Origin of the sequence: Neobacillus sp. OS1-2, from assembly GCF_030915505.1 — a bacterium.
In the GTDB taxonomy this organism is placed as follows: domain Bacteria; phylum Bacillota; class Bacilli; order Bacillales; family Cytobacillaceae; genus Neobacillus.
In genome coordinates, this window is record NZ_CP133265.1 from 3,751,548 (window position 1) to 3,773,679 (window position 22,132).

18 protein-coding genes, 1 tRNA gene and 1 pseudogene are annotated in these 22,132 nt (G+C 39.3%); 17 read left to right on the forward strand and 3 right to left on the reverse strand.

Features of this window, described 5'->3' with window-relative positions; genetic code table 11:
• Positions 1-1,794, forward strand: a complete 1,794-nt coding sequence (locus RCG19_RS18675) for an ABC transporter ATP-binding protein (RefSeq protein ID WP_308108325.1) — start codon at positions 1-3, stop codon at positions 1,792-1,794.
• 56 nt (positions 1,795-1,850) lie between these two features.
• On the opposite strand, the gene RCG19_RS18680 is transcribed toward RCG19_RS18675, so the two are convergent.
• Entirely contained in the window at positions 1,851-2,027 is a 177-nt protein-coding gene (locus RCG19_RS18680) for an aspartyl-phosphate phosphatase Spo0E family protein (RefSeq protein ID WP_166241957.1), read from the reverse strand.
• Positions 2,028-2,306: 279 nt separating this feature from the next.
• Between RCG19_RS18680 and RCG19_RS18685 the strand changes: the two genes are divergently transcribed.
• On the forward strand, positions 2,307-3,014 hold the full coding sequence (locus RCG19_RS18685; protein ID WP_166241959.1) for a cytochrome c biogenesis CcdA family protein: 708 nt from the start codon (positions 2,307-2,309) through the stop codon (positions 3,012-3,014).
• Between the two features lie 210 nt (positions 3,015-3,224).
• Complete coding sequence (locus RCG19_RS18690; protein ID WP_308108326.1) at positions 3,225-3,704, forward strand: CcdC family protein; 480 nt, start codon at positions 3,225-3,227, stop codon at positions 3,702-3,704.
• 76 nt (positions 3,705-3,780) lie between these two features.
• Here the strand turns inward: RCG19_RS18690 and RCG19_RS18695 are convergent, their stop codons facing one another.
• Positions 3,781-4,206, reverse strand: coding sequence for a DUF2621 domain-containing protein (locus RCG19_RS18695; RefSeq protein WP_166241965.1), 426 nt, complete (start codon positions 4,204-4,206; stop codon positions 3,781-3,783).
• 268 nt (positions 4,207-4,474) lie between these two features.
• Here RCG19_RS18695 and RCG19_RS18700 point away from each other — a divergent pair.
• From RCG19_RS18700 to pqqE, 8 genes and pseudogenes are all read left to right on the forward strand, one after another.
• Positions 4,475-4,570, forward strand: a tRNA-Sec gene (locus tag RCG19_RS18700).
• Between the two features lie 412 nt (positions 4,571-4,982).
• Positions 4,983-6,911: an outer membrane protein assembly factor BamB family protein gene (locus tag RCG19_RS18705; RefSeq protein WP_308108328.1), complete on the forward strand. Its 1,929-nt coding sequence runs from the start codon at positions 4,983-4,985 to the stop codon at positions 6,909-6,911.
• A gap of 119 nt (positions 6,912-7,030) precedes the next feature.
• A complete protein-coding gene (locus RCG19_RS18710; protein ID WP_308108329.1) occupies positions 7,031-7,495 on the forward strand; it encodes a hypothetical protein in 465 nt (154 codons plus the stop codon).
• 476 nt (positions 7,496-7,971) lie between these two features.
• A complete protein-coding gene (locus RCG19_RS18715; protein WP_308108331.1) occupies positions 7,972-8,226 on the forward strand; it encodes a hypothetical protein in 255 nt (84 codons plus the stop codon).
• Positions 8,214-9,140 (forward strand): pyrroloquinoline quinone biosynthesis protein PqqB, encoded by a 927-nt coding sequence (gene pqqB, locus RCG19_RS18720; protein ID WP_308111028.1) that lies wholly within the window; start codon positions 8,214-8,216, stop codon positions 9,138-9,140. Before RCG19_RS18715 ends, pqqB begins: the two co-directional genes overlap by 13 nt.
• A gap of 5 nt (positions 9,141-9,145) precedes the next feature.
• On the forward strand, positions 9,146-9,886 hold the full coding sequence (gene pqqC, locus RCG19_RS18725) for a pyrroloquinoline-quinone synthase PqqC (RefSeq protein WP_308108333.1): 741 nt from the start codon (positions 9,146-9,148) through the stop codon (positions 9,884-9,886).
• Positions 9,887-9,933: 47 nt separating this feature from the next.
• Entirely contained in the window at positions 9,934-10,275 is a 342-nt protein-coding gene (gene pqqD / locus RCG19_RS18730; RefSeq protein ID WP_308108334.1) for a pyrroloquinoline quinone biosynthesis peptide chaperone PqqD, read from the forward strand.
• A 21-nt stretch (positions 10,276-10,296) separates the two neighbouring features.
• Positions 10,297-11,391, forward strand: a pseudogene (gene pqqE, locus RCG19_RS18735) (pyrroloquinoline quinone biosynthesis protein PqqE); the annotation flags it as partial.
• 70 nt (positions 11,392-11,461) lie between these two features.
• On the opposite strand, the gene RCG19_RS18740 reads toward pqqE, so the two are convergent.
• Positions 11,462-11,884: a YkvA family protein gene (locus tag RCG19_RS18740; RefSeq protein WP_308108335.1), complete on the reverse strand. Its 423-nt coding sequence runs from the start codon at positions 11,882-11,884 to the stop codon at positions 11,462-11,464.
• A gap of 273 nt (positions 11,885-12,157) precedes the next feature.
• Between RCG19_RS18740 and RCG19_RS18745 the strand changes: the two genes are divergently transcribed.
• The 6 genes from RCG19_RS18745 (at position 12,158) to RCG19_RS18770 (ending at position 22,007) form a co-directional block, all read left to right on the forward strand.
• On the forward strand, positions 12,158-13,423 hold the full coding sequence (locus RCG19_RS18745) for an MFS transporter (protein WP_308111029.1): 1,266 nt from the start codon (positions 12,158-12,160) through the stop codon (positions 13,421-13,423).
• 159 nt (positions 13,424-13,582) lie between these two features.
• Positions 13,583-14,656, forward strand: a complete 1,074-nt coding sequence (locus RCG19_RS18750; protein ID WP_308108336.1) for a Wadjet anti-phage system protein JetD domain-containing protein — start codon at positions 13,583-13,585, stop codon at positions 14,654-14,656.
• A complete protein-coding gene (locus RCG19_RS18755; RefSeq protein ID WP_242637876.1) occupies positions 14,647-16,158 on the forward strand; it encodes a hypothetical protein in 1,512 nt (503 codons plus the stop codon). Before RCG19_RS18750 ends, RCG19_RS18755 begins: the two co-directional genes overlap by 10 nt.
• A complete protein-coding gene (locus RCG19_RS18760) occupies positions 16,158-16,904 on the forward strand; it encodes a DUF6063 family protein (RefSeq protein ID WP_308108337.1) in 747 nt (248 codons plus the stop codon). Before RCG19_RS18755 ends, RCG19_RS18760 begins: the two co-directional genes overlap by 1 nt.
• Entirely contained in the window at positions 16,882-21,351 is a 4,470-nt protein-coding gene (locus tag RCG19_RS18765; RefSeq protein WP_308108338.1) for a coiled-coil domain-containing protein, read from the forward strand. The genes RCG19_RS18760 and RCG19_RS18765 overlap by 23 nt, the downstream gene beginning before the upstream one ends.
• A 164-nt stretch (positions 21,352-21,515) precedes the next feature.
• Positions 21,516-22,007, forward strand: coding sequence for a DUF6803 family protein (locus RCG19_RS18770; RefSeq protein WP_166241990.1), 492 nt, complete (start codon positions 21,516-21,518; stop codon positions 22,005-22,007).
• Positions 22,008-22,132 lie beyond the last annotated feature (125 nt).

Here is a 22,132-nt window from a genome sequence, read left to right on the forward strand (position 1 = left end):
ATGGAAGAAAAATTACAGCTGTCGGAACATGAACAAAGAAAGGTTTTATTCCGCCTTCTTTCCTATACCAAACCGCATAAAAAAATAATTAGCTTTGCCTTTGTCCTATTGATTTTAACGACAGTTGGCGATATTGTCCTGCCGTTTTTAGTGAAAATCTTTATTGATGATTACTTAATACCGGGAAAGCTTGAGTATCGACCATTATTGATTCTAGGATCGGTATATATGGGAATTCAGGTGGTAAAAGCAATCCTGATGTTTTACCAGTTTGTGAAATTTCAAGAGATTGCCTTATATATCATCCAACGGCTGCGAATTGATGCTTTTTCGAAGGTTCAATCACTAGGTTTGAAGTATTTCGATAAGACACCTGCGGGCAGTATTGTATCGCGGGTAACGAATGACACGGAAGCGATAAAGGATATGTTTGTCACTGTTATCGCTACCTTCATCCAAAGTGGGTTTTTGTTGACGGGAATTTTTATTGCAATGTTTATTTTGAATGTGAAACTAGCACTGTTCTGTGTCATTATTATCCCAATGCTATTATTTGTTATGAATTTATATCGGAAATTAAGCTCGAGGTTCTATCTTGAAATGCGTGAGAGACTTAGCCAGCTGAATGCAAAGTTAAGTGAATCTTTGTCAGGGATGTCGATTATCCAAGTATTTCGCCAGGAAAAGCGACTGCGTAAGGAGTTTGGCAATATTAATGAACAGCATTACAAGGCGGGAATGAAAAATATTAAAATCGATGGTCTATTATTAAGACCGGCAATTGATTTGATCTATACGGTTGCGCTGATCATTGTCCTCAGCTATTTTGGGATTACCTCCTTCGGGAACAGTATCGAAATTGGGGTCATCTATGCGTTTATCAATTATTTAGATCGTTTCTTTGAACCGGTAAACCAAATGATGATGCGGTTGTCCCTATACCAGCAGGCGATTGTTGCCGGCTCCAGGGTATTTAAATTACTTGATGAAGAGGAATTGGCCCCTGCACAAAAAGAAGAGAAAACAAGTACCATTGAAAATGGAAAAATTGAATTCAGAAATCTTTGTTTTTCCTACGATGGAAAGCGGAAAGTACTAAAAAATATTTCCTTCACCGCTAATCCGGGTGAGACAATTGCCCTTGTCGGCCACACGGGAAGTGGGAAAAGTTCTATCATAAATCTGATGATGCGGTTTTACGAATACGAACGTGGAGAAATTTTGATTGATGGTGAATCCATTCGCAACTATCCAATGCAAGAACTAAGGAAGAAAATGGGGCTTGTGCTACAAGATCCGTTTTTGTTTTACGGGACAGTAAAAGATAATATTCGGCTTCATCATTCAGACATGAGCGAAACGCAGATAGAAGAAGCAGCAAAGTTTGTTCAAGCCCATTTATTTATCGAACGGCTGGAGGGTGGATATGACCATAAAGTAGTCGAGAGGGGAACCACTTTATCTAGCGGTCAACGACAATTGATTGCCTTTGCGAGAACAATTGCAGCCAATCCCCAAATTTTGGTTCTAGATGAAGCGACAGCAAACATTGATACCGAGACGGAAGAGGCGATTCAAACGGCATTGGCGAAAATGCGTAAGGACCGTACTACAATAGCAATTGCCCACCGGCTATCAACGATTCAGGATGCAGATCTTATCCTTGTTCTTCATCAAGGGGAGATTGTGGAGAGAGGAACCCATCAAGAATTGCTTGCACAAGAAGGTTTGTATCACAAGATGTTCCTCTTGCAAAATGGAGCGATTGAACGGGTAGAGGATGCGGTAAATTAATCAAAAAAAGCCTGCCTTATGGGCGGGCTTTACTTTTCTCTTGTTCGCTTTACATGTTAACAGGCTGATGATGAAACTTTTTTTATATAGATTCTATTATATTCATTTAAAAGATTATCAAGTTCCTGGCTATAGCGAATTGCAACGGAGGAAGTAAAGCCGTTGGTGATGGCGACTTGAATTAATTCAGCTCGCTTTTTTTCGATTAATGCAACTAATTCCTGTTTGATCACGGCAACTAATCCTTTCCGGAGTAACTCCTAAATTTGGGAATATTAGTATAAAAAGACTAGCAAAAAGGCACTGTTTTACTAGTATAACCTATGCTGTAAATTATTTCAAAGACATTTGTAAAAGAATATCCAAAAATAACAGGGATGGGAATTGGAAATAATGTATAAATTTGAATCCGTGTCACAGGTGACACAAAATATTCATGTTCATCATTATCTTTTAGTCAAAAGTTTTGTTAGAATGGAGAGGTATCGACTATAGTGGGAGTGTTAATTAATATGTCTGATGTAAATATATTCATGGCACTTGGTGCAGGGTTTTTAAGCTTTATCTCACCTTGTTGTTTACCTCTTTATCCTGCATTTTTATCATACATCACGGGAATGTCTGTCGGGGAATTAAAGAGTGAAAATGCCATGCTGCAAAAACGAAGTCTGTTACATACCTTATTTTTCTTAATTGGCTTCTCCATCATTTTTGTAGCGATTGGTTTTGGAACAACATTGATTGGAAGCTTCTTTCGCGAGTATAAAGATTTAATTCGTCAACTTGGAGCAATTTTTATTATTTTATTTGGTTTGATGATTGTCGGAATCTTTAAGCCGGAGTTTTTAATGAAGGACCGTAAATTTGAATTTAAAAACCGTCCTTCGGGTTATATTGGCTCAATCCTAATTGGAATGGCGTTTGCTGCAGGGTGGACACCATGTACGGGCCCTATTCTTGGATTTGTCATCACGCTTGCTGGACAAAATCCTAGCTCCGGCGTTTTATACATGATTGCCTATTCTCTAGGATTTGCGATTCCATTCTTCATTTTATCGTTCTTTGTTGGCAGAATGAATTGGATTAAAAAACACAGTGTAAAGATTATGAAAATTGGCGGTTACCTTATGATCGTCATGGGATTTGTCCTTTTCTTTGACTGGATGACAAAAATCATTACAATCTTTTCCGGCCTGTTTGGTAACTTTACTGGATTTTAATTTCCTTACTTTTTTTAATTTCGTGGTCATAAAAAAACAACTATATGTAAATATAATAGTCTTTAAGAGAATTTTACTATTTCCATCTTTTGTAATGAGTGCCTATGATTTCAATGTTAGGAACATAATAAAGTGAAAAATTGATAGCAAAATTCTTCATTTGAGATATAATGGGGTAGTAAATAATTTAATAAGGGAAGAATGGATCCAATGAATTACGTTGTTATTTCTTCAATCGGAGCAGTTTTTATGGGTTTCTTTGTTCTTTTTGTTCGGATGAAAGCGGCAAAGAAACCAACAAATGTGAAAAAGATTATTATGCCGCCCATTTTTATGTCCAGCGGGGCACTCATGTATTTTATACCTGAATTCAGACTAACCCCAATGGAAATTTTAGAAGCCATCATTGTTGGCATGTTATTTTCAATCTTACTTGTCAAAACCTCACAATTTGAAATACGTGAGAACGATATTTATTTAAAGCGTTCAAAGGCATTCATTTTTATTTTGGTCGGCTTGCTAGTCGTTCGCCTTGTTTTAAAAACAATCCTAAGCAGTTCGATTGATGTCGGACAACTGAGCGGAATGTTCTTCCTGCTAGCCTTTAGTATGATTGTGCCATGGCGTGTGGCAATGTACCGTTCATATATGAAGCTTTATAAAGAATTACATGGATTTAAAATGATGTAAGTATATAGACACTGTTTCTCTTAGGAGACAGTGTTTTTATTTTTCTAAAAAAGAAAAACCGTTCACGATGAACGGTCTAGAATAAATGCTCATAGGGAGCAACATCAATATGATTTTGAAATAGTTTTTTTCGTAAAAATTTGTGATCTCGTTTAGGAGTCGCTTGAATATACCCACGAATCACCAATTCTTGCGTGATTTTAGGGGAATTCTCGCGAATGGCAAGCTCACCAATTTTTCCTGCAATTTTATGCCGGGCAACATCACGGAATAGCTCAGGAACAGGGCTTACTAAATCCTCTAGAAGAGCTTTTTCCTCATCATTCCATAAATGACGCGATTCATTTACATAGTGCTCTTCCCAATCCATGACTGACTTGCCATCTTCTTTCGGCATCTTTTTCAGAAATTTCCGGAACATAAAAAATCCGCCGATACCAAAGGCACTTACTAAAAAAACAACCCAAAAAAGGATAAACCACAAAAACCAACCTTTAAGCATTCTTTTTCACCTACAAAAAACAATATTATTCCTTATTATAGACTGTTTCTAGGAAAAATGACAAGCAATCGTCAAGTTTTTGGAGTTGTCATGGTATTACATGCTTAAAAAGAACAAAGAGAAAAATGAAAAACTTGTCGAAAAAATGACAAAACTACCGATTCTATTGATTAATACTATATTCCATTGTAATATGATTACAAATGATAGATAAAAGAAGAAGACTTTGAATCCATTGTCCTAACAAATTGACAATACTACATCCAATGGGGCTGAATGGGGTACTGGTGTCCTCCATAGTCTTCAAAACTACCGAGACCTGCGTGCCAGGTCTGCTGGGTTCGATTCCCAGGCGGCCCCGCCAACGATAATTTATAGTCATTTCGGTATGTGAATTAGTTCTCCATTTTCCTCAAAACGATAATATGTGCGTTACAAAGACTCTCAGTCATTATGGCTGGGGGTCTTTTTTATGTTTAAATGAGTAATTGATCGTACAACAGTACAATTAAACTTTTGATAAAAAACTATTTGTTCATTAAGGGAGTGGTCATCGCCTATAAGGTAAAGTGAAATTCATTGAAAACTAATCATTCGCATTATAAACAGAGGGAAGGAAGAATTATTCATAATTTGCATAATCTATGGTGCCTTAGCTAATTATACCAATGTTCTTATAAAAATTAGAATGTCTTAAGGAGGTAAAAAGACTGAAAGTGGAAAATTCATCATCAAAAATGCGATGTATTATTTCATAATGTCAGGAGGGTACTTCCATGAAGCAATTTTTAAAGTCATTAGGTTTAGTTTTGCTAGCGAGTATGGTTATAGTTGGCTGTCAATCAAATAATAACAAGAATAATGCAAAAAACAAAGGGGAAACCAAGGAATCCAACCAGGCGAATCAGGAAGATGAGAAAGGATTCCCAAATTGGGGGTATGACCTTCAACATACCCGACATGTGCCCTATAAAGAGATTACAAAAGATAATGTAAAAAAAATGGGGATTGCATGGCAGCAGGATATATTAGATTGGAATAAGGATGTTCCAAATTTACAAGAAGATTTCCCTGTCGTTCACGATGGGGTCATGTATGTGACTAGTTCGAAAAACCATGTGTTTGCCATCGATGCCGCAAGTGGAAAGAAGCTTTGGGCATGGACTCCGCCCAAGGAGGTACTTGATCATATAAATGGTTTGCCATGGCAATCCAATGTGGCCAGTAGAGGGGTCGCAGTGGCCAATGGAAATGTATTTGTTTTGATGATCGATAATCGGCTGGCCAAACTGGATGCGAAGAACGGAAAACTGTTAAAAATGGTTAACTTTTGGGATCATGAACCTACTATCACGTTAGAAAACAGATATTATGAATCATCAGCTCCGATGTATTATGATGGCAACGTTTACGTTGGAAGCAGCGGCGGTGATAATGGTACAAGAGGTTTTGTTTGGGCGTTTAAAGCAGATACTCTGGAACCGCTATGGAAAGAGCCGTTTTGGACCGTTCCTGAAAGAGGAACGAGCTGGGCGAAAGGTAAATATACGGGCGGAGGTTCCGTATGGACGCCGATGTCGTTTGATCCAGATACTGATATGATGTATTTTGCAGTAGGGAATCCAGCACCGGACTTTTATGATGCAGATAGAAAAGGGAAAAATCCATATACCGACTCTATTACTGCTCTAGATAGTAAAACAGGGAAATTTAAGTGGTCATCCACTCAAGTAGACCATGATATATGGGATTATGACGCTGCCGCAACACCGATGATTCTCAATGCAAAGGTCGGTGGGAAAAAGCAAAAGGTTGTGGTTGAAGGCGGTAAGAATGGAAAGTGGTATGCGTGGGATGCAAAAACGGGGAAAACGATATATGATGGGGTACCTTTTGTAAAAATTCAACATACCGACGTACCAAGCGATGAGAGTAAAGCTGTACTTCAATGGCCAGGAACGCCTGGTGGAGAAAGTTATGCTCCAGAGACTTATGACCCTGAAACCAACTATGTGCTTATTCCAGGTATTAATAGTCCTAATTTAATGGTAGCAGCCAAAGATGCAGAAGAGATTGCAAAAGATAATAATACTTTCCCCGGAACAAAGATCCTTCCTTTGCCAAAGGATGTGGATGTTTCTGGTACCATCACAGCCATTGATATGAATACAGGGAAAAAAGTATATCAAAAGAATACTGACGATCCGATGTATGGTGGATTCACAAGCACTGCTGCCGGTCTTGCTTTCTACGGGGAATTGGATGGAAACGTAAATGCTCTTGATATTAAAAGCGGTAAAGTATTATGGAAGATGCAAAGTGGAGGAAAACAAATCAAAATGGCACCTTCCATATATACTGTTGATGGCCATGAATATGTTGCAGTCATTACTGGTGGTACGAAGGTTGTTGTTTATGGACTCGGAGGTAAATTAAAACCAGAAGCTATAAATAAAAATGCAAAATTACAAGGGGAAGCAGACGTGGTTATCGATCCGGAAAAGGTTTACAAAAGAAGTTGTATTTCCTGTCACGGGGATAATCTTCAAGGCGCAACAGCACCAAATCTTCAACACATAGGTAAAACGATGTCTAAAGAAGACATTTTGAATCAAATACTAAACGGTGGCGACCGCATGCCGGCTGGCCTAGCTAAAGGTGCAGAGGCAGAAGCACTAGCGGATTGGCTTTCCAAAAAGAAATGATTTATACACTAGAGGCAATCCGAGTCTGATTCCTTTATTCGGACTCAGATTGTTTCTTAAAAGATCATTATAAATTGGGGAAACATCAGCAATACACGAAAAATAAGGATGGTGGTAAAATGAGGAAATTACCGAATTATACCGTGCGATTCATTGGGGCCGCGCTATGTATTTCCTTACTCTTTGGAATTGCCTGCCCAACTTTGACCAATGCTCAATCAAGTAATGGCTTAGGTTCATCCGAGGATAACGGAATCAGGTTAACCATCAATGACTATACGATCATAAACCATGGCCAAGACATTCAGCTGCATTATACGATAACCTTAAATTCAACTATACCAGTTAGTTCGAATACAAAAAGTTTGATTACAAACCCGTATATTTGGATTGGGAATACGTTAGTTCGTGAGGAATCAGAATCGTTTCAGAAAATAAGTAATAATGAGTATAGAGGAACAATCATTGCACAGTTACAACATTACAGATCAGATAATTCTGAATTATCTTTTCACACACATGGAATAATGAATCAAAAGGGACAATGGACAGTTAATTTTCATTTAAGGAGCAGTCAGTACTGAGGTAGAGGTTGAAAAACGATAAGGCATCCCGTATCATTCTTAAATCATACGGGTACGGGATAGATCTTTTGAAGTAATAAATGACCCCATTCAATTGAATAGTAACGATGTAAACAACCTGAGTTCCATCATCATCCGGACTGAGGTTGTTTCTTTTTTGTTCTTGTCCCTTTTTGCAATATATTGTAAATTCCAATACCACATTAGGACATCTATAGGTCAAAATTCTGGTTATTTTGAGATATTTATCTACATATGATTATTTTGAAAGGGAAAATAAGACACTCCCGCGCAGGGAGAATTTTCATTGTGAGAGTCATGAAAGGGGGTATCTAAACATGTGGGTGAAACCTGAGTATGAAGTGATCAATACATCTCCTGAGGTGACAATGTATGCCTATGTTGGCTAGCAGCACAGCCCTCATGCCTCTTACGCATGCTTTTAATAGTTTAATAAATCAACGGAGGTAGGGGAAATGAAAATAAATCGTTACCAAAAATCAATAATTGGCGTGATTATTGGGTGTGCAATGGCAGGAGGATGGCTGATCGTTGATCTCCTGCTCCCAGAACCATTGGGTGACTATCTCCTGTATCCCCTCATGGCAGTAGTGAATATGGCGATTGGGTGGCAAGTTGGAAGGGCATTAGGTAAACGTAGGGATATTGGCAAAGCAGGCATTCAAGTCTCTAGTGAAAGGACTGAAGCCAAATTCGAATTAAAGTCTTAGGAGCAGCGGCTGGTGGCGGCTTTCCGCAGTGGAACTGTGCATGTCCAAATTGCCATAGTGTCCGCGAAGGAAGCGATTCGCACCAGCCGTTATTACAATCATCGCTTGCTGTAAGTGCGAATGAAAAGGATTGGTATCTGATAAATGCGGGACCGGATGTTCACAGGCAGATTGAATCGTTTCCTGCCCTCCATCCGGGTCCGGGTATAAGAGAGACTCCGCTGGCTGGTGTTATTTTAACCGATGCCGAGTTCGACCATACGATTGGGTTATTGTCATTACGGGAGGGTTCTTGTTTAACCATCTATGGAACCGAAACTGTACGAAAGAGTTTGCAGTCGTGTTTTCCAGTGTTACCCCTACTGGAAAACTATTGTTCATGGGAATGGCAGTCTCTTCACCCTGATCATCGCAAGCGGATAGGACCTACTGGTATTGGAAAAGAGAAAACCATCGTCATCGAGACGGTCCCCGTTTCTAAAAAACCACCGCTTTATACCCGGTCAAATATGGAGGAGAATGACACCGGAGATTGTTGGGAGGTCGGGCTGGTTCTTCATAATGAGAGTACCGGCAGAAGCCTTGCATACTTTCCTACCTTAGAAAGGATCACCCCAGCTATCGAAGCATGCTTTCAGAAGGCGGATATCTTGATGGTTGACGGAACCTTTTGGTCAGAAACCGAATTGGTTGAGATGGGTGCAACCAAGCGCGATGCAAGAAATATGGGACATTTACCGATTAGCGGACCATCGGGCATTGCTGAAAAGCTAGCCAAATACTCAGCGAAGCGGAAAATTCTGATTCACATTAACAACAGCAACCCTATTCTAAATAAGGACTCAATGGAAAGGCGTACATTGGAACGGCTTGGTTTTGAGATTGCCTATGACGGTATGGGAGTGGAGGTGTGAACATTTTGGATCAAGGTAATTTCCTTAGCCTAGAAAAGGGGTTAAATGAAACAAAGGAAGAACTATGGACGAGGGATGAATTCACAGAGCAATTAAAAGCTGTTGGGAGTTCCTCCTATCATGACAAACATCCATTTCATGTAGCGATGCATGAAGGAGAATTAACCAGAGAACAGATCCGCGGTTGGGTGGCTAACCGGTACTATTATCAAATATCAGTACCGATTAAAGATGCAGCTATTCTTTCTAGGCTGCCGTCAAGGGATATGCGCCGTGAATGGATTGGGCGGATCATTGACCATGACGGAACGCAAGGGGAAGAAGGTGGAATTGAAGCATGGCTTCGGCTTGGTGAAGCTGTGGGGTTATCCCGGGAAGAAGTAACGCAGGAAGTCAGAGTCGTTCCGGGTGTTCGATTTGCCGTTGATGCTTATGTAAACTTCGCGCGGACAAAACCGTGGATTGAAGCCGTCGCTTCCTCCCTAACCGAATTGTTTTCTCCTGATTTAATGTCAAAGAGAATAAAAATCCTTGAGCGGCTTTATCCATGGATTGACCGTGCAGGTCTGGAATATTTTCAAAATCGCCTTTCACAGGCGCCGCGTGATGCTGATTCAGCCCTTAAACTTGTGACTACCTATTGCCAAACTCCGAAAGATCAAAGGCTGGCTGTTGCCGCACTGCATTTCAAGTGTGATGTGTTGTGGGCCCAGCTTGATGCCATCGAAAACGCCTATCCTCTGTAAGAGTGAACGATAGTTTTATCACTCACCCAAAAATTAAATGAAAGGTGGTGGAGTCAATTTTAGCTGACAGTATTCCAAGACTCGCAGCAAAGGCGCGATTAAAATTTGATAAAGTAAGGGAAAAGAATCTTCTTTTGTTACCGGAAAAGGTCGTGGTCTTGAACGAAACGGCTGCATCTATACTTACTTTATGTGACGGGAGACAGACGGTGAACACTATCACTGAAAAAATAAGGGCTTCCCTACAGGCAGAAACAGAAACTGCAGATCCAAGTGCTCTGCCGGATTTGCAAACGATGAAAGCAGATATTTCTGAGTTTCTCCGGGAAATGGAGGATCAGGGTTGGGTGGTGATCCAAAAACATGGTTCAGTCGATAACGAAGAATAATAAGGGTGCTCCCCCCCATATTCCTTGGTCGCGGAGTTAACTCATCGCTGTCCTTTGCATTGTCCATATTGTTCGAACCCTTTAGAAATGATTGCAAAGGCAATGGAAATATCGACCGAAGAGTGGTGCCGTGTTTTGTCTGAGGCGGCTGATCTGGGAGTTGTAGAAGTTCATTTTTCCGGTGGAGAACCACTTTTGCGAGACGATTTGGAAGTTTTTATCCACCATGCAAATAAATTAGAGATGTATACCAATCTCATAACCAGCGGGATTGGATTAACAACTGAAAAGGCTGCCCGGCTCTGTGATGCCGGACTGGAAAATGTGCAGGTGAGCTTTCAGGCAGGCAATGCAAAGCTTTCGGACATCATCGGCGGTTTTAAGGCTTTTGACAAGAAAAGGGAAGCGTGCATTGCGGTAAAAAACGCTGGATTGTATTTATCATTAAATGTCGTATTGCACCGAATGAATATTGATCATTTGGATGAGATTATTAAACTCGCCGAGGAGGTGGGCGCTGAACGTCTGGAACTGGCGAATGCACAGTATTATAACTGGGCATTGCTCAATCGGGAGCAGCTGTTGCCAAGCCGTGTTCAGATTGAGCATGCCCGTGAAATCTATGACGCTGCAAAAGCGCGCATTGGAAAAAAAATCGAAATCATTTGGGTTATTCCTGATTATTATGCTCAGGCACCTAAGCCTTGTATGGGGGGATGGGGGACGATTGGCTTAACGGTAGCACCAAATGGGGCAGTCCTTCCTTGCCCGACAGCCGGGATGATTGAGGGTTTTTCCTTTGAAAATGTTCTTGATTCGTCACTAAGTCATATTTGGTATGAATCAGAGTCTTTTAACCATTTCCGCGGTGAAGAATGGATGCCGGAACCCTGCCTTTCGTGTGAACTAAGACACCAAGACGGTGGTGGGTGCCGTTGCCAGGCTTTTGCCTTAACTGGGGACGCTTATGCGACGGATCCAGTCTGCCAATGGGCGCCAAAACATGATCTGATTGAAAAAGCTGTACAAGACGCTAATCGTACCCCCAATATCCAGTCATCACCTATCATCTATCGGAGATTTCAGCTAGAAAGCCCCGCAGCAAAAAAAACATAAAACTCTAATAAAAATATGTGATTGCGAAATTTGGTGCTAAGGGACTGCATACATAACCTTTGCACCTTTTTTATATGACCCATTTGAAAAGAACCGTGGCCGCGAGACTAATCCAAACGAGGAGAATAACAATCGCTGCTGCCCAATTTTTCCGCAGCATTTTAGGCGTTCGGGAGGCCATCTCCCTGCATTCTTGCAATACTAGGTTCGGTATCAGAGTGAATACTCCTAATATCCCCAAGGGAAGCAGAATAACTTCATCCAAATAACCTAATACGGGAATGAAATCTGGAATAAGGTCTAGGGGGCTTAACGCATAGGCAACAATCACTAATGAAAATGCTTTAGCATACCATGGTGTTTTCGGATGACGGTATGCAAGATACAGAATATAGATATTTTGTTTAATATTTTGTATGAATTCCTTCCATTTGTTTGGATGCTTAACCATGTCGCTTCCTTCCCTCTCTAATAAACTATCCTCGTTTTTCATCGTTCAGCCAGATCCTTTCGGATTATTCTGCTTCGAACATCACCATTTTAAACAACTTATGCTGTATCCACTATTTGGGTTTCTGTTTTCTAAAGACATAATGCACCCATTGTGTTGTTTCCTTTATAGGTAAACCGTAATGGATGTGAATAAATGACAGGAGAATTTGGAACTCTTTTAGTAGAGTAAATAACCAATAGTTTACCGATATTTCCCCGTAATTATTTAAAATGATGGAAGAAAAATAGAAAAGAAGTGATAAAGTTGAAGTTTGTGTATGGTAAGAACGATGAAGAAGGAGCCGGACAAATTCATCCGGCGGCTAAAAAACTTATGCTGGTCAATGCTATTCGAAGTATTGGACAAGGCATGCTAGTTGTTGATTTGTCTCTATACCTTGCTGCACTGAGTTGGAGCACAGCGGCGATTGGAAGTGTGCTTGCTGCCGGAGGTTTGCTAGGTGTAGGACTAGGCCCAGTCATAGGTATTTATAGCGATCGCCTGGGGAGAAAACCCTTTATCCTTTTTTCTGAACTATTAACAGCCGGATGTGCGATGATAGGGATATTATCTACAAATACTATTTTGTTATTTATTGCCATCACCCTTTCAGGTTTTGGGAAAGCGGACGCTGGTTCTCCGAGTCCTTGTGCCCCGGCGGAGCAGGCTTGGCTGGCGGCCTTTATCCCAAAAATAGAGCGTGGAAAGGTATATAGTCTGAATAATGCTCTTAGCTTTTTCGGAATGGCGGCAGGTGCAGTGCTGGCGGGAATCACAGCTGTATGGAATCATAACTTCTCAGGTGATTCTTCCTATCGCCCTATCTTCTTCTTTATCTTCGTTTTATCCTTTGTGACCGCATCAATTATTTTAACCATTCAGGAAGGAAAAATTGAGAAACAACCAGGATATATAAAAGCGGAGTCAGGAAATCAGGAAAAGAGAATCCTGCGCGAAGAAAATTCTGCGGTCTTAAAGCTCGCAGCCATAAACATCCTAAACGGGATTGCGATTGGGCTTACGGGTCCGATGATGTCTTATTGGTTTTCGGCTAAATTCGGGGTAAGCAGTATACAGATTGGAGGCACATTGGCTGTCACTTTTTTCGCGACAGGTGTTACCTCGGTCATACAAGCAAGATTATCCAACAAACACGGGACAATAAGGTCCATTGTGCTGGTTCGTTTCATTGCAAGCCTGCTTTTGATTTTGATGCCCTTACTATCGTCCTATGCATTAGTTTCGGTCTTGTATATTATACGAACGGCTTTAAACAGAGGTACACAAGGGGCACAGCAAGCGTTGAGTGTGAGTTTGACTCGTGACATGCGCCGTGGTTTCGCATCAAGCATCAATATCTTTTCAATAAGGCTGCCCATATCAATTGGGCCGTATTTCACCGGCTATCTTATTGGTTTGGGTTCACTGGCCCTGCCTTTTTATATTGCTTCCGGTTTACAATTCAGTTTTGCTTATTTATACGGAAAAGTCTTCAGCTCCTACGAAATTCGAATGAAATCCCATTCTTCATCGGGGTGACTTTAGGAGGGGAGGGCACCTATTTATTTTGCAGCCAATCATTATCTCAAGAAAATTTCATTTACCAACCATTACGCAACTAGTTTATAATAAAAGGATGTCGAAATTTGATAGTAGGAGTCGAAATAGACTCCTTTGATACTTAGTAGATTAAAGTAGGTGAAGACAATCGATGTCATTGAAGCTCGGGTGAGAGGGTTTATTGCTGATATTCAACACCCTAACCAAAAGAGGAAAATAAATAGTAACGATTTAGAAATTCAGTTACGCAGGCTTTTGGATGATTATTTTGAAATGGATGGATATTCCTTATTTTATCGTGCCATTGAAACATTGCAGGCGGAAGGACAACTGAGTCCGATTCAAAATAATCAATATAATGGAAAAACACCAGCGCTGCCCCTTTATTACTGGATAAATATAAAGACAGAGAAAGACAAATGGAATCGTCTTGAGATGATGAAATTAAGGGATCAGTTTGATTTTTCCTTTTATGAACGGCATCCCGAATGGCAAACGGAGGATGAATGGAATCGAGTCCAGCATGTCTATACGTTTCTAAAGACCAGTCATGGACGGGAACCTGTTTCATTCGAAGAAAGAAGCCTGGAGCTATTCGGACATGAAAAATTTTTACTAGACAGTGATAACTTTCCCGATGGAAAAGGATTTTTAGCCAGAATTGGCGTATCAGATGAGCAGCTAAAAATAGTGAATTACGGGGAGCCTTTTGTATTTTGGATGAAACAAGGGAAAGAAATAAAAGATATTCAAAGGGTACTGATTGTCGAGAATCTATCATTCTTCCATACTTCCATTAAGTTAGTAGAAGCAAATGAACTCGATTATGAACCAGAACTGATTATTTATGGTGAAGGAACAAAAATTGAACGAAGCTTTTCCTTTTTCTTTCGAATGTTTCCACCGAAACCCTATCTATTCTATTATACTGGTGATTTAGATGCCGCAGGATACGGGATTTTCATTAGGCTCATAGAAAAATACCCGGAATGCTGTATACAGCCTGCCTTAAAAATTTATCGAAAAATGCTGGACTGCCTAGAGCAAAAGAATGATCAGAAACAAGGTCAAACATCAAATCTTAAATATCGTGATGCATTCTTTCAGTGGTTTACGGAAGATGAGCAAGCACTATTATGGCAATTATGGCAGGATAATAAGCGAATCCCTCAAGAAGTTTTAACAATAGAAACATGGAGGAGATGGCAGTGAACGAATCATGGGAAGGGTTTGGCAAGCGTCTGCAACGATTAAATCCACTGTTTGAGCTTGGGAGGGGAATGGAAGTAGGTGAACTGAAGCCGCATATCCAAACCATTCTCATGCAAGTGCTCCTTACTATCTTTTATAAAGAGTTAAATGATGATGATAGCAGACGCAAATCAGATATCAAATATATAGTAGAAGACTCGATTAAACAAATGAAGCTTTTAGCAGACGAGAAGCAAATTGAACGGATTACAAGTGGACTCCTGTATCAGGGGAAAGAGGAGTATAGTAAACCGTTTGAATCCTTATATTACGATGAAATAAGACAAACATGGGAAACTCAGGTCTTTCGGTATGTCACAATGGATGAATTATATACGAATTTAGAGATTGGCGGTTCCATTGTTTATAAACTCACTGATGTTGCTCAGGAAATGATTTTCATGAGCAGGGAAATGGCTGAGGAATTCTCCATTACGATTGAACAACTTTATAGTATGCAACTGATAAAAAACGGTAATTTTCGCAAGGCAACAAGAAACCTCGATCACCTCGTTTCACGTGTAAACCGCTTAATGGCAAATGAATTCACTTATCAAAAGGAAATGGTCAACAATCCCAAAATCTTATTGATGGAAGAGGAATGGCAGAGGGCCGATAATCGGGTTGAAATTGAAAAGCAATTCGAAGAAGAAAAAAATCATTTCCGTACGATTACTAGTATGATAGACAAGACGAAACGAAGGAATGAAGAAGATGATTATATACAGAAAGAATTGATTCTTCTCCAAGAAAAAATTGGCCATACAAGGCAATTGCATGATCGATTTGCGAAGCTTGTCATTCAAAATATTTCCTATGAGATGAAATTAAAGGCGGAAAACCCTTCGTTGTTTTGGGAAAACAGTTTGGTATCTTTTCGTGAGCATATTTATGAAAATTGGTTCATGAAGGAAGGTGTTCATCGTTTTATGGACATAGAGAGTGTCCTTTCATCGTTATTTTCACCGAAGAATGAATTTATTTTGCCACTTGATTGGGTTTGGGGCGAACAAGAATTCGATGAAAAACAAGAAACGGAAGCTGTAATAGAGGATGAGGCTGAAGAAAGCATGACTCGTCAGCATGTGACCAACTGGGATTCAGTAATGAAGGCATGGAGTTATGTATTTCAATTTTTACAAACAAACAAAGAGTTTTCGTTGTCGGATTTAAAGTCTTTGCCATTAGAGGTGCAGGATTTATGGTTTGAAGAATCTGAAACAATAGATTTGTGGATGATGTTCGATAAAAAGCCGCTAAAGGTTCAAGTGCTGCACCGAAAGGTAGAGACATTAAGCGATGAAAGGGAAATTCTTCTTTATAAACTAATGAAGGAATATCCACAATTTGAACTGTTTGAAGGCTTGAAGATTTATACCATGTTTGACCATCGGGCGGAGCCTTTTCTATGGTATCAAATGAAAATGACCCCTTTCAAAATCTGTGTAAAGGAGGAAAATTGATGAATGCAGAAAGTGTCAAAAGAGCATCGGCCGTCTATTTTACATTATTAAAAGATAAAGTTATCGATGATAGTAGTGAGCACTTTCAGACTTATTTTGATCCGGAAGTGAGACAGACCGTTCTTTTATTAGCTGATGAATCAGGTACATATATCATTGAATCGCCTAAACGGATCCACTTAGTGGTCCAGCCAACGGGATCCGTGTTTGCTACGAATTTTACCCATTTGAAGGAAAAGCATCGGCAGGTTGAAACGAAAAAACACTTTCATCTGATTAGCGTTGTCTTAATGGCCTTTTTAGCAGCTATCGATCAAAATCAGGCTGCAAAAATCCGTACAAAGCGGGAAGGGATTAGCTACTATGCATTAGAACGGCATGTCAACGACCTAATAATGAAATGGGATAGCATTCTAAAAACAAAACCGACTTTTGGAGAAGAAGAACGAATTGATATGAAGGAAGTGGTGACCACATGGAAATACATGGAGGTTGACACAGAGGATTACGGATTAAAAAAAGGCAATAGACGAACCAGAATTGGTTTAATCGCGGGCGCCATGCGGTTATTAGAGACGGAGGGGCTGATTGTCATCCTTGACCGCGACGATATTCCAAGGGTGATTCCAAAAACGGAGCTGTTTGAGCGTATTGAATACCTATATCATGATTATGACCGTTATGAAGTTTTTAAAAAAATAATGACAACAGAGGAGGATATGCATGCCGAAAATCCATCGAATTAGAATTGTCGGCCTAAAGTATGATGGCATGCAAAAGCAGTATAAAGATACCACGTTTAATTTCCATAACGAAAAGACATCAACAAATGGCCTCATTGCGATGATGAATGGAGGCGGGAAGGGTGTATTCCTTCAAACCATTTTCCAAATACTTAAACCAGGAACTTCGTGGGGAAAACAAAACAATCGTTATTATCAGCAATTCTTCTTTAATAATAAAGAGCAATTTATTCCCTATACCTTTCATGTTCTTATTCAGTGGGAATTAGACGGTGCGGATCGCAGGCATTTGATAACCGGAGGGATGTTCTCAGCCGAACAGCGGATTTCCATGAGTGATGATAGTGGGAATGAAGGAAGAACATTGGAACAGGAAGCGAAGATACTCCCAAACATTACCTTTTATACAAGGGAATTTGATCGGAAAGAAGAGGCAGCCCTTGAGCATATTCCACTCTACGAAAATGGTGAGGTTGCCGAAGCAGAGGGTTTGAAGGACTATTTAAAATGGAATGGTTTTGATGTTTACCGAGATACGAAGAAGCACTATCGCATTCTTGATACTTACGGAATTAATCGTAAAGACTGGGATATTATGAAGGATATTAATAAGGACGAAGGCGGTGTGGGGAAATACTTTGAGGGTGCAGAGGATGATCATTCCCTGTTCCAAAAACGAATCATACCGACTGTGAGTCAAGTCTTACATCGTACTGAACATCACAAGGACGATCTCGTGGAAATTTTTAAAAGCCAGGCAAGTATTGCGAAGGATCTACCTGTTCTCTTAAAAAGAGAGCAAGCGCATAAAGAGTTTTTAGAAGACATTGTCCCATTTGAGGAGCACTTAACTAAAGGAATTGAACATAAAGAAATGGCTCTTGCAAGTATACTGACAGGAAGACAACTACTTGGTGCTTTAGAGCATTTGAAGCAATCGGAAGAAGAAACGCTGCTTTCAATAGAGAAGGACATGGAGAAATTAACGACAAGGCAAGCAGATTTACGTTATCAAAAAGATAATTTAGAATATGCAATGGCACATAGAGAGGTCATGAATTGGGATAAAAAATTAGGGGAAGAAAGGGAAAAACATACTTCCCTACTAGCGATCGTTAAAGAAAAACAGGAACGAAAAGAACAGCTTGCCTTTGTCGTTTTAGTAAAAGAGTGGAGTGAATACGAACAAAGTATTCGTGCTCTTTCACAACAGATTGCGACATTAGAACAGAATAGCGGCTTAGAGCATGTGAATCAAAGAATAGATGAAATTAAACAAGAAGCTAGAAAGCAATGGGAACAAGCCTATTTATCGATACAAGAAGGTATGAAACAGTACCTTGGGTATCAAAAGTTCTTAAATAAAAAAGCAATGGAGCTGTCGGAGCAGGATAAAAAAAAGACAAAAGACATGGCAAAGCTTGGTTCTGAAATTGATTTCCTTTATACACAAATACATACCTTTGAGTCTAAGGAAGCAGCACTCATCCAAGAATTTGGCGATCGCTTAACTTATGATTTAAAGGGTTTAATCGAGAATTTTATTAAACAAATTGAAGATAAAAAGGCAATGGTAATAGAGCTGCAAGCAAAAGACAAAGAATCAAGTGAAAAGCAAAACCAACTTGCCACTACACATGGTACCCTCGGCAAATCTATTCAGTTTTCAGAAGAAAAATGTGAAGAATTAAAGGCAGCCAATGATGTGCAAAAGCAAAAAGAGGCAAAACTTGTGGATCGGCTTCTTGGTTTAATTGAGGATGTCACAGTGCCATTAACTCATTCACTCTTATCGAAGTATAGCTTACAAATAGAAGAAATACTGGCCAATAACCTTCAACAAGCTGAACAGATAAAAAAAGAACTATGGGAAACGCAACTCGACCATTCCTTAAATGATGAGCCTTTCTGGGTCGCTAATAAAGATGTGAAAGAATTAAAGGAATGGATCGATGAAAAGACTGGGATTGATGTGTTTTATGGAACACAATTTCTTCAATCATTAAGTACTGAGGAAATGGTGAAATCCCTATTGATCAATCCGCTTCTTCCATACGGATTGGTTGTAAATGGACAGCAATGGCAAAAAATTAATCAGCAGGTTCTATCAAGTAGAATGTTTAAAAGTCCTGTTCCGATTTTCTTGCGTGAAGAAATGAACAGCGAAAAACACCAACCCTCCTTTGTGATTATTAATGGAACCGAGAAAGAACTATTAAGTGATAAAAATCAATTTACCAGCTGGAAAATAAGGATTACAAAGCAAATCGAAGAAAAGAAAGGTACTCTGATTGAACTTGAAAAGACGGAAACATCTTTACGTCGTATTTTAAAAGAAATCGACAGGTTTTTATCAAGTGAGCTTTCGAGTGAAATCGAAAAGGCTTTTACACAGGAACAAAACGCACTTCTTTCACTGAAAATGAAATTACAGGAAATCAAAACAAAAATAGAAAAAGAGAAGGAAACTGAGCTTGGGCTAAAAGAACATTTGGAAAAGACACATCGAAAGATTGAAAAGATTACAAGAGATGTGGAAATATTAGAGAATTTTGAAGAAGAAAAAACGGTTCATCAAGAAAATAAACGAGTGAAACGAGAGAAGGAGAATCTTAGGGAAGCTTTGGATTCTCAGCAACAAGAAATAGGAATCGTGCACCAAAATACTGTTGAACTGCAAAACCAGTGGAATCAAACATATGTAGAATGGAAGCTTACTACTGAACAAAATATCAAGGAAATCGCCTTCTTTATTGAAGAGGCAGTTTTTCCTACCGATAATAAAGCAGATCAATGTGAAGAGTTCCCGCATCTTTCACTACATATGGTACAAGAGATTAACGGAAGTATTGAAGAGCTTAAACAGCTTCAAAAATCAAAAGAAGAACAGGCGAGAGAACTACTGGTTATTCAAGTGAAAAAAGAAACCGAACAAAAGCAGCAGAAGAAATTAGAGAAAAAACTCTCTGCTCTTAACGTGGATTGGAAAGATACTCCGGAACCATCTGAACCAATCAGTATCTTAGAAAATATGCTGCAAGCTGCACAGAAGGAAGTAAAGACAGCAGAAAAAGATGAACGGGAACAAGGAACTGCTGTAACAGTAGCAGAAACGTCCCTAAAGCATGCGGCCGAACAGCGTGAAAAGTCAGGAAAAAAGATGGCAAAGCATGAAAAGCGTCCTGAAGAATGGGAGGACCTTGACTTAGAAGTGAAGGCTGTAGAAATTAAGGATCAAATGAAAATAGCGAATGAGGAGGTAAAGCGGGCGGAGAAACGCCAAAAAGAAACAGAAACGAATATTGCAGGTTTCGAAGGGGATTTATTAACCTTATCGGTAATCCTAAAGGAGGAAGCTGCAGTATTCACGAATGAGGATGTAGAAAAAATTAAGAATCAGGGAAAATCATGTATCTTATTCTGGTGTGAAGAACATCAAGCTATTCTAGAAGAAGGCCAAGAAAAGCATGCGAAAATCGAACAATCATTGCGCAATTTAAAGCTTACGATTGAAGGCAAAGACTGGGAGATTCGTTTTAAAAATGAAGTAGTAACAACGCTGGACCATATGGATACAAGGCATTATTCGCATATTCAAACCATTGTTAAAAATATGAAACGTTTTTCGCAAAGCGGATTGGAACAACTAGAACGTGACAAAGAAAGGGCAGAAAAGGCACAAAACTTTTGGGCAAGCCGTGCCAGCATGAAAGTGATGGGCATTTCAGAGGCGATTCGTTCCATGGTTGCGAAAATGAAGCTGAAAAATGAACGAGGCTCTTTTCCGCTAGTCCAGCTAAAAGAAGATATCTTGCCAAAAAAGGCTGAAGATATTGAACCACTGCTGAGGCAGCATTTTGTAACTGCCATTAACAAAATTACGAAACAATTTGATATGATTGATAATAATAATCAAGCATTAGACTTAGAAATAAAACAGCATATTAGTGATGAACAAATTTTGTTTGTATCATTAAGAAATCGATATCCTGAATTGCTAGTCTATAATATGCGAACCGATAATGCCTTTATGTACGGAAAACCGCAAAGAGAGCATTATTCAACATGGCAGACTATTAATCAAGGTTCAAAGACGAAGTTGGATGGAAGTGGGGGGCAAAAGCTATCAGCACGTATGGTTATGATGATGATGTTATTATCCGTAAAGAGTGAAACAGACCATAGCTGGGTTCCTTTAGTTTGTGATAATCCATTTGGACAAGCTGCTTCAGCACATGTGCTTGACCCTATTTTTGCAGTTGCTGAAAAACTGAAATTCCAATTCATCGTGGTGACCCCGCCCGAACTGGTGAAAACTGAAATAAGCCAAAGATTTGCTGCCTATTATAAATTGGACTTCATACGTGAAAAAGGTAAAGAAATCGTTACAGATACGATTGTTCCAGCTTTTCGGATTTACCAAGGTGAGGAAGTTATTCAGGAAAGATAATTGATAGGAAAAGTCGTGGATGACCGAAAAATCTCACTTTCAATATTTATATTCAAGTAGAGTATAAGTCATGTTTTTGTCACAGATTCTTCATCGTATCTTTATATCCTAAACCTATAATCAATCTGCAAACAAAACAGGATGTTTTAGGAGGATATAAGTGAATGAACATGACACATTATATGGGCTTACTAGCAGATAATCAACCATGGAATCTGATTATTTTTATGGCAATACCAGTTATCTGTGCTGAAACAATTGCTGTAACAGAATTAGCCATTTTGTTTACTAGAAATCTCTCTGGTAAATTAAGATTAGTTAACAAAATAACTTCTATTTTTGTTGGGTTTTATTTTACTGGTATTTTTATTTACTTACTAATTAATGCTGTTATTCCGATTACATCAAAAGGAGAATGGCATGGATGGATTGATGTAGTTGCAGTTGGGTTTTACTTACTTGGAATAATTCCATTGCTGGGAATGGCACTTTTGGATGTAAATATTATTTCTAAAAACAAATCTCAAGAAGAAAAATTAAAAGTTCACGTGGTCTTTGTTGGTATGTTTCTAATCTTTGCACATATTGCTATGATTGCCGGAATGGTTGATCCAACGGTTGTTTCTGACATGCCAACGATGGGTCACAATATGTAAATAAAAGGCACAACTAGCTTTTTTGCTAGTTGTGTCTTTTTTGCGATCTAACCTCTCGATTGTCGCAAAACCCCGACAATTTTTGATTTTAATAATAGGACTTTTTGATTAAAATGCTAGGAAAA

Coding starts and splice junctions, on each gene's coding strand:
- RCG19_RS18675 (WP_308108325.1), top strand. CDS start 1: ATGGAAGAAAAATTACAGCTGTCGGAACATGAACAAAGAAAGGTTTTA.
- RCG19_RS18685 (WP_166241959.1), top strand. CDS start 2,307: ATGTCTGATGTAAATATATTCATGGCACTTGGTGCAGGGTTTTTAAGC.
- RCG19_RS18690 (WP_308108326.1), top strand. CDS start 3,225: ATGAATTACGTTGTTATTTCTTCAATCGGAGCAGTTTTTATGGGTTTC.
- RCG19_RS18695 (WP_166241965.1), bottom strand. CDS start 4,206: ATGCTTAAAGGTTGGTTTTTGTGGTTTATCCTTTTTTGGGTTGTTTTT.
- RCG19_RS18705 (WP_308108328.1), top strand. CDS start 4,983: ATGAAGCAATTTTTAAAGTCATTAGGTTTAGTTTTGCTAGCGAGTATG.
- RCG19_RS18710 (WP_308108329.1), top strand. CDS start 7,031: ATGAGGAAATTACCGAATTATACCGTGCGATTCATTGGGGCCGCGCTA.
- RCG19_RS18715 (WP_308108331.1), top strand. CDS start 7,972: ATGAAAATAAATCGTTACCAAAAATCAATAATTGGCGTGATTATTGGG.
- RCG19_RS18740 (WP_308108335.1), bottom strand. CDS start 11,884: ATGAAAAACGAGGATAGTTTATTAGAGAGGGAAGGAAGCGACATGGTT.
- RCG19_RS18755 (WP_242637876.1), top strand. CDS start 14,647: ATGGCAGTGAACGAATCATGGGAAGGGTTTGGCAAGCGTCTGCAACGA.
- RCG19_RS18760 (WP_308108337.1), top strand. CDS start 16,158: ATGAATGCAGAAAGTGTCAAAAGAGCATCGGCCGTCTATTTTACATTA.
- RCG19_RS18765 (WP_308108338.1), top strand. CDS start 16,882: ATGCCGAAAATCCATCGAATTAGAATTGTCGGCCTAAAGTATGATGGC.
- RCG19_RS18770 (WP_166241990.1), top strand. CDS start 21,516: ATGAACATGACACATTATATGGGCTTACTAGCAGATAATCAACCATGG.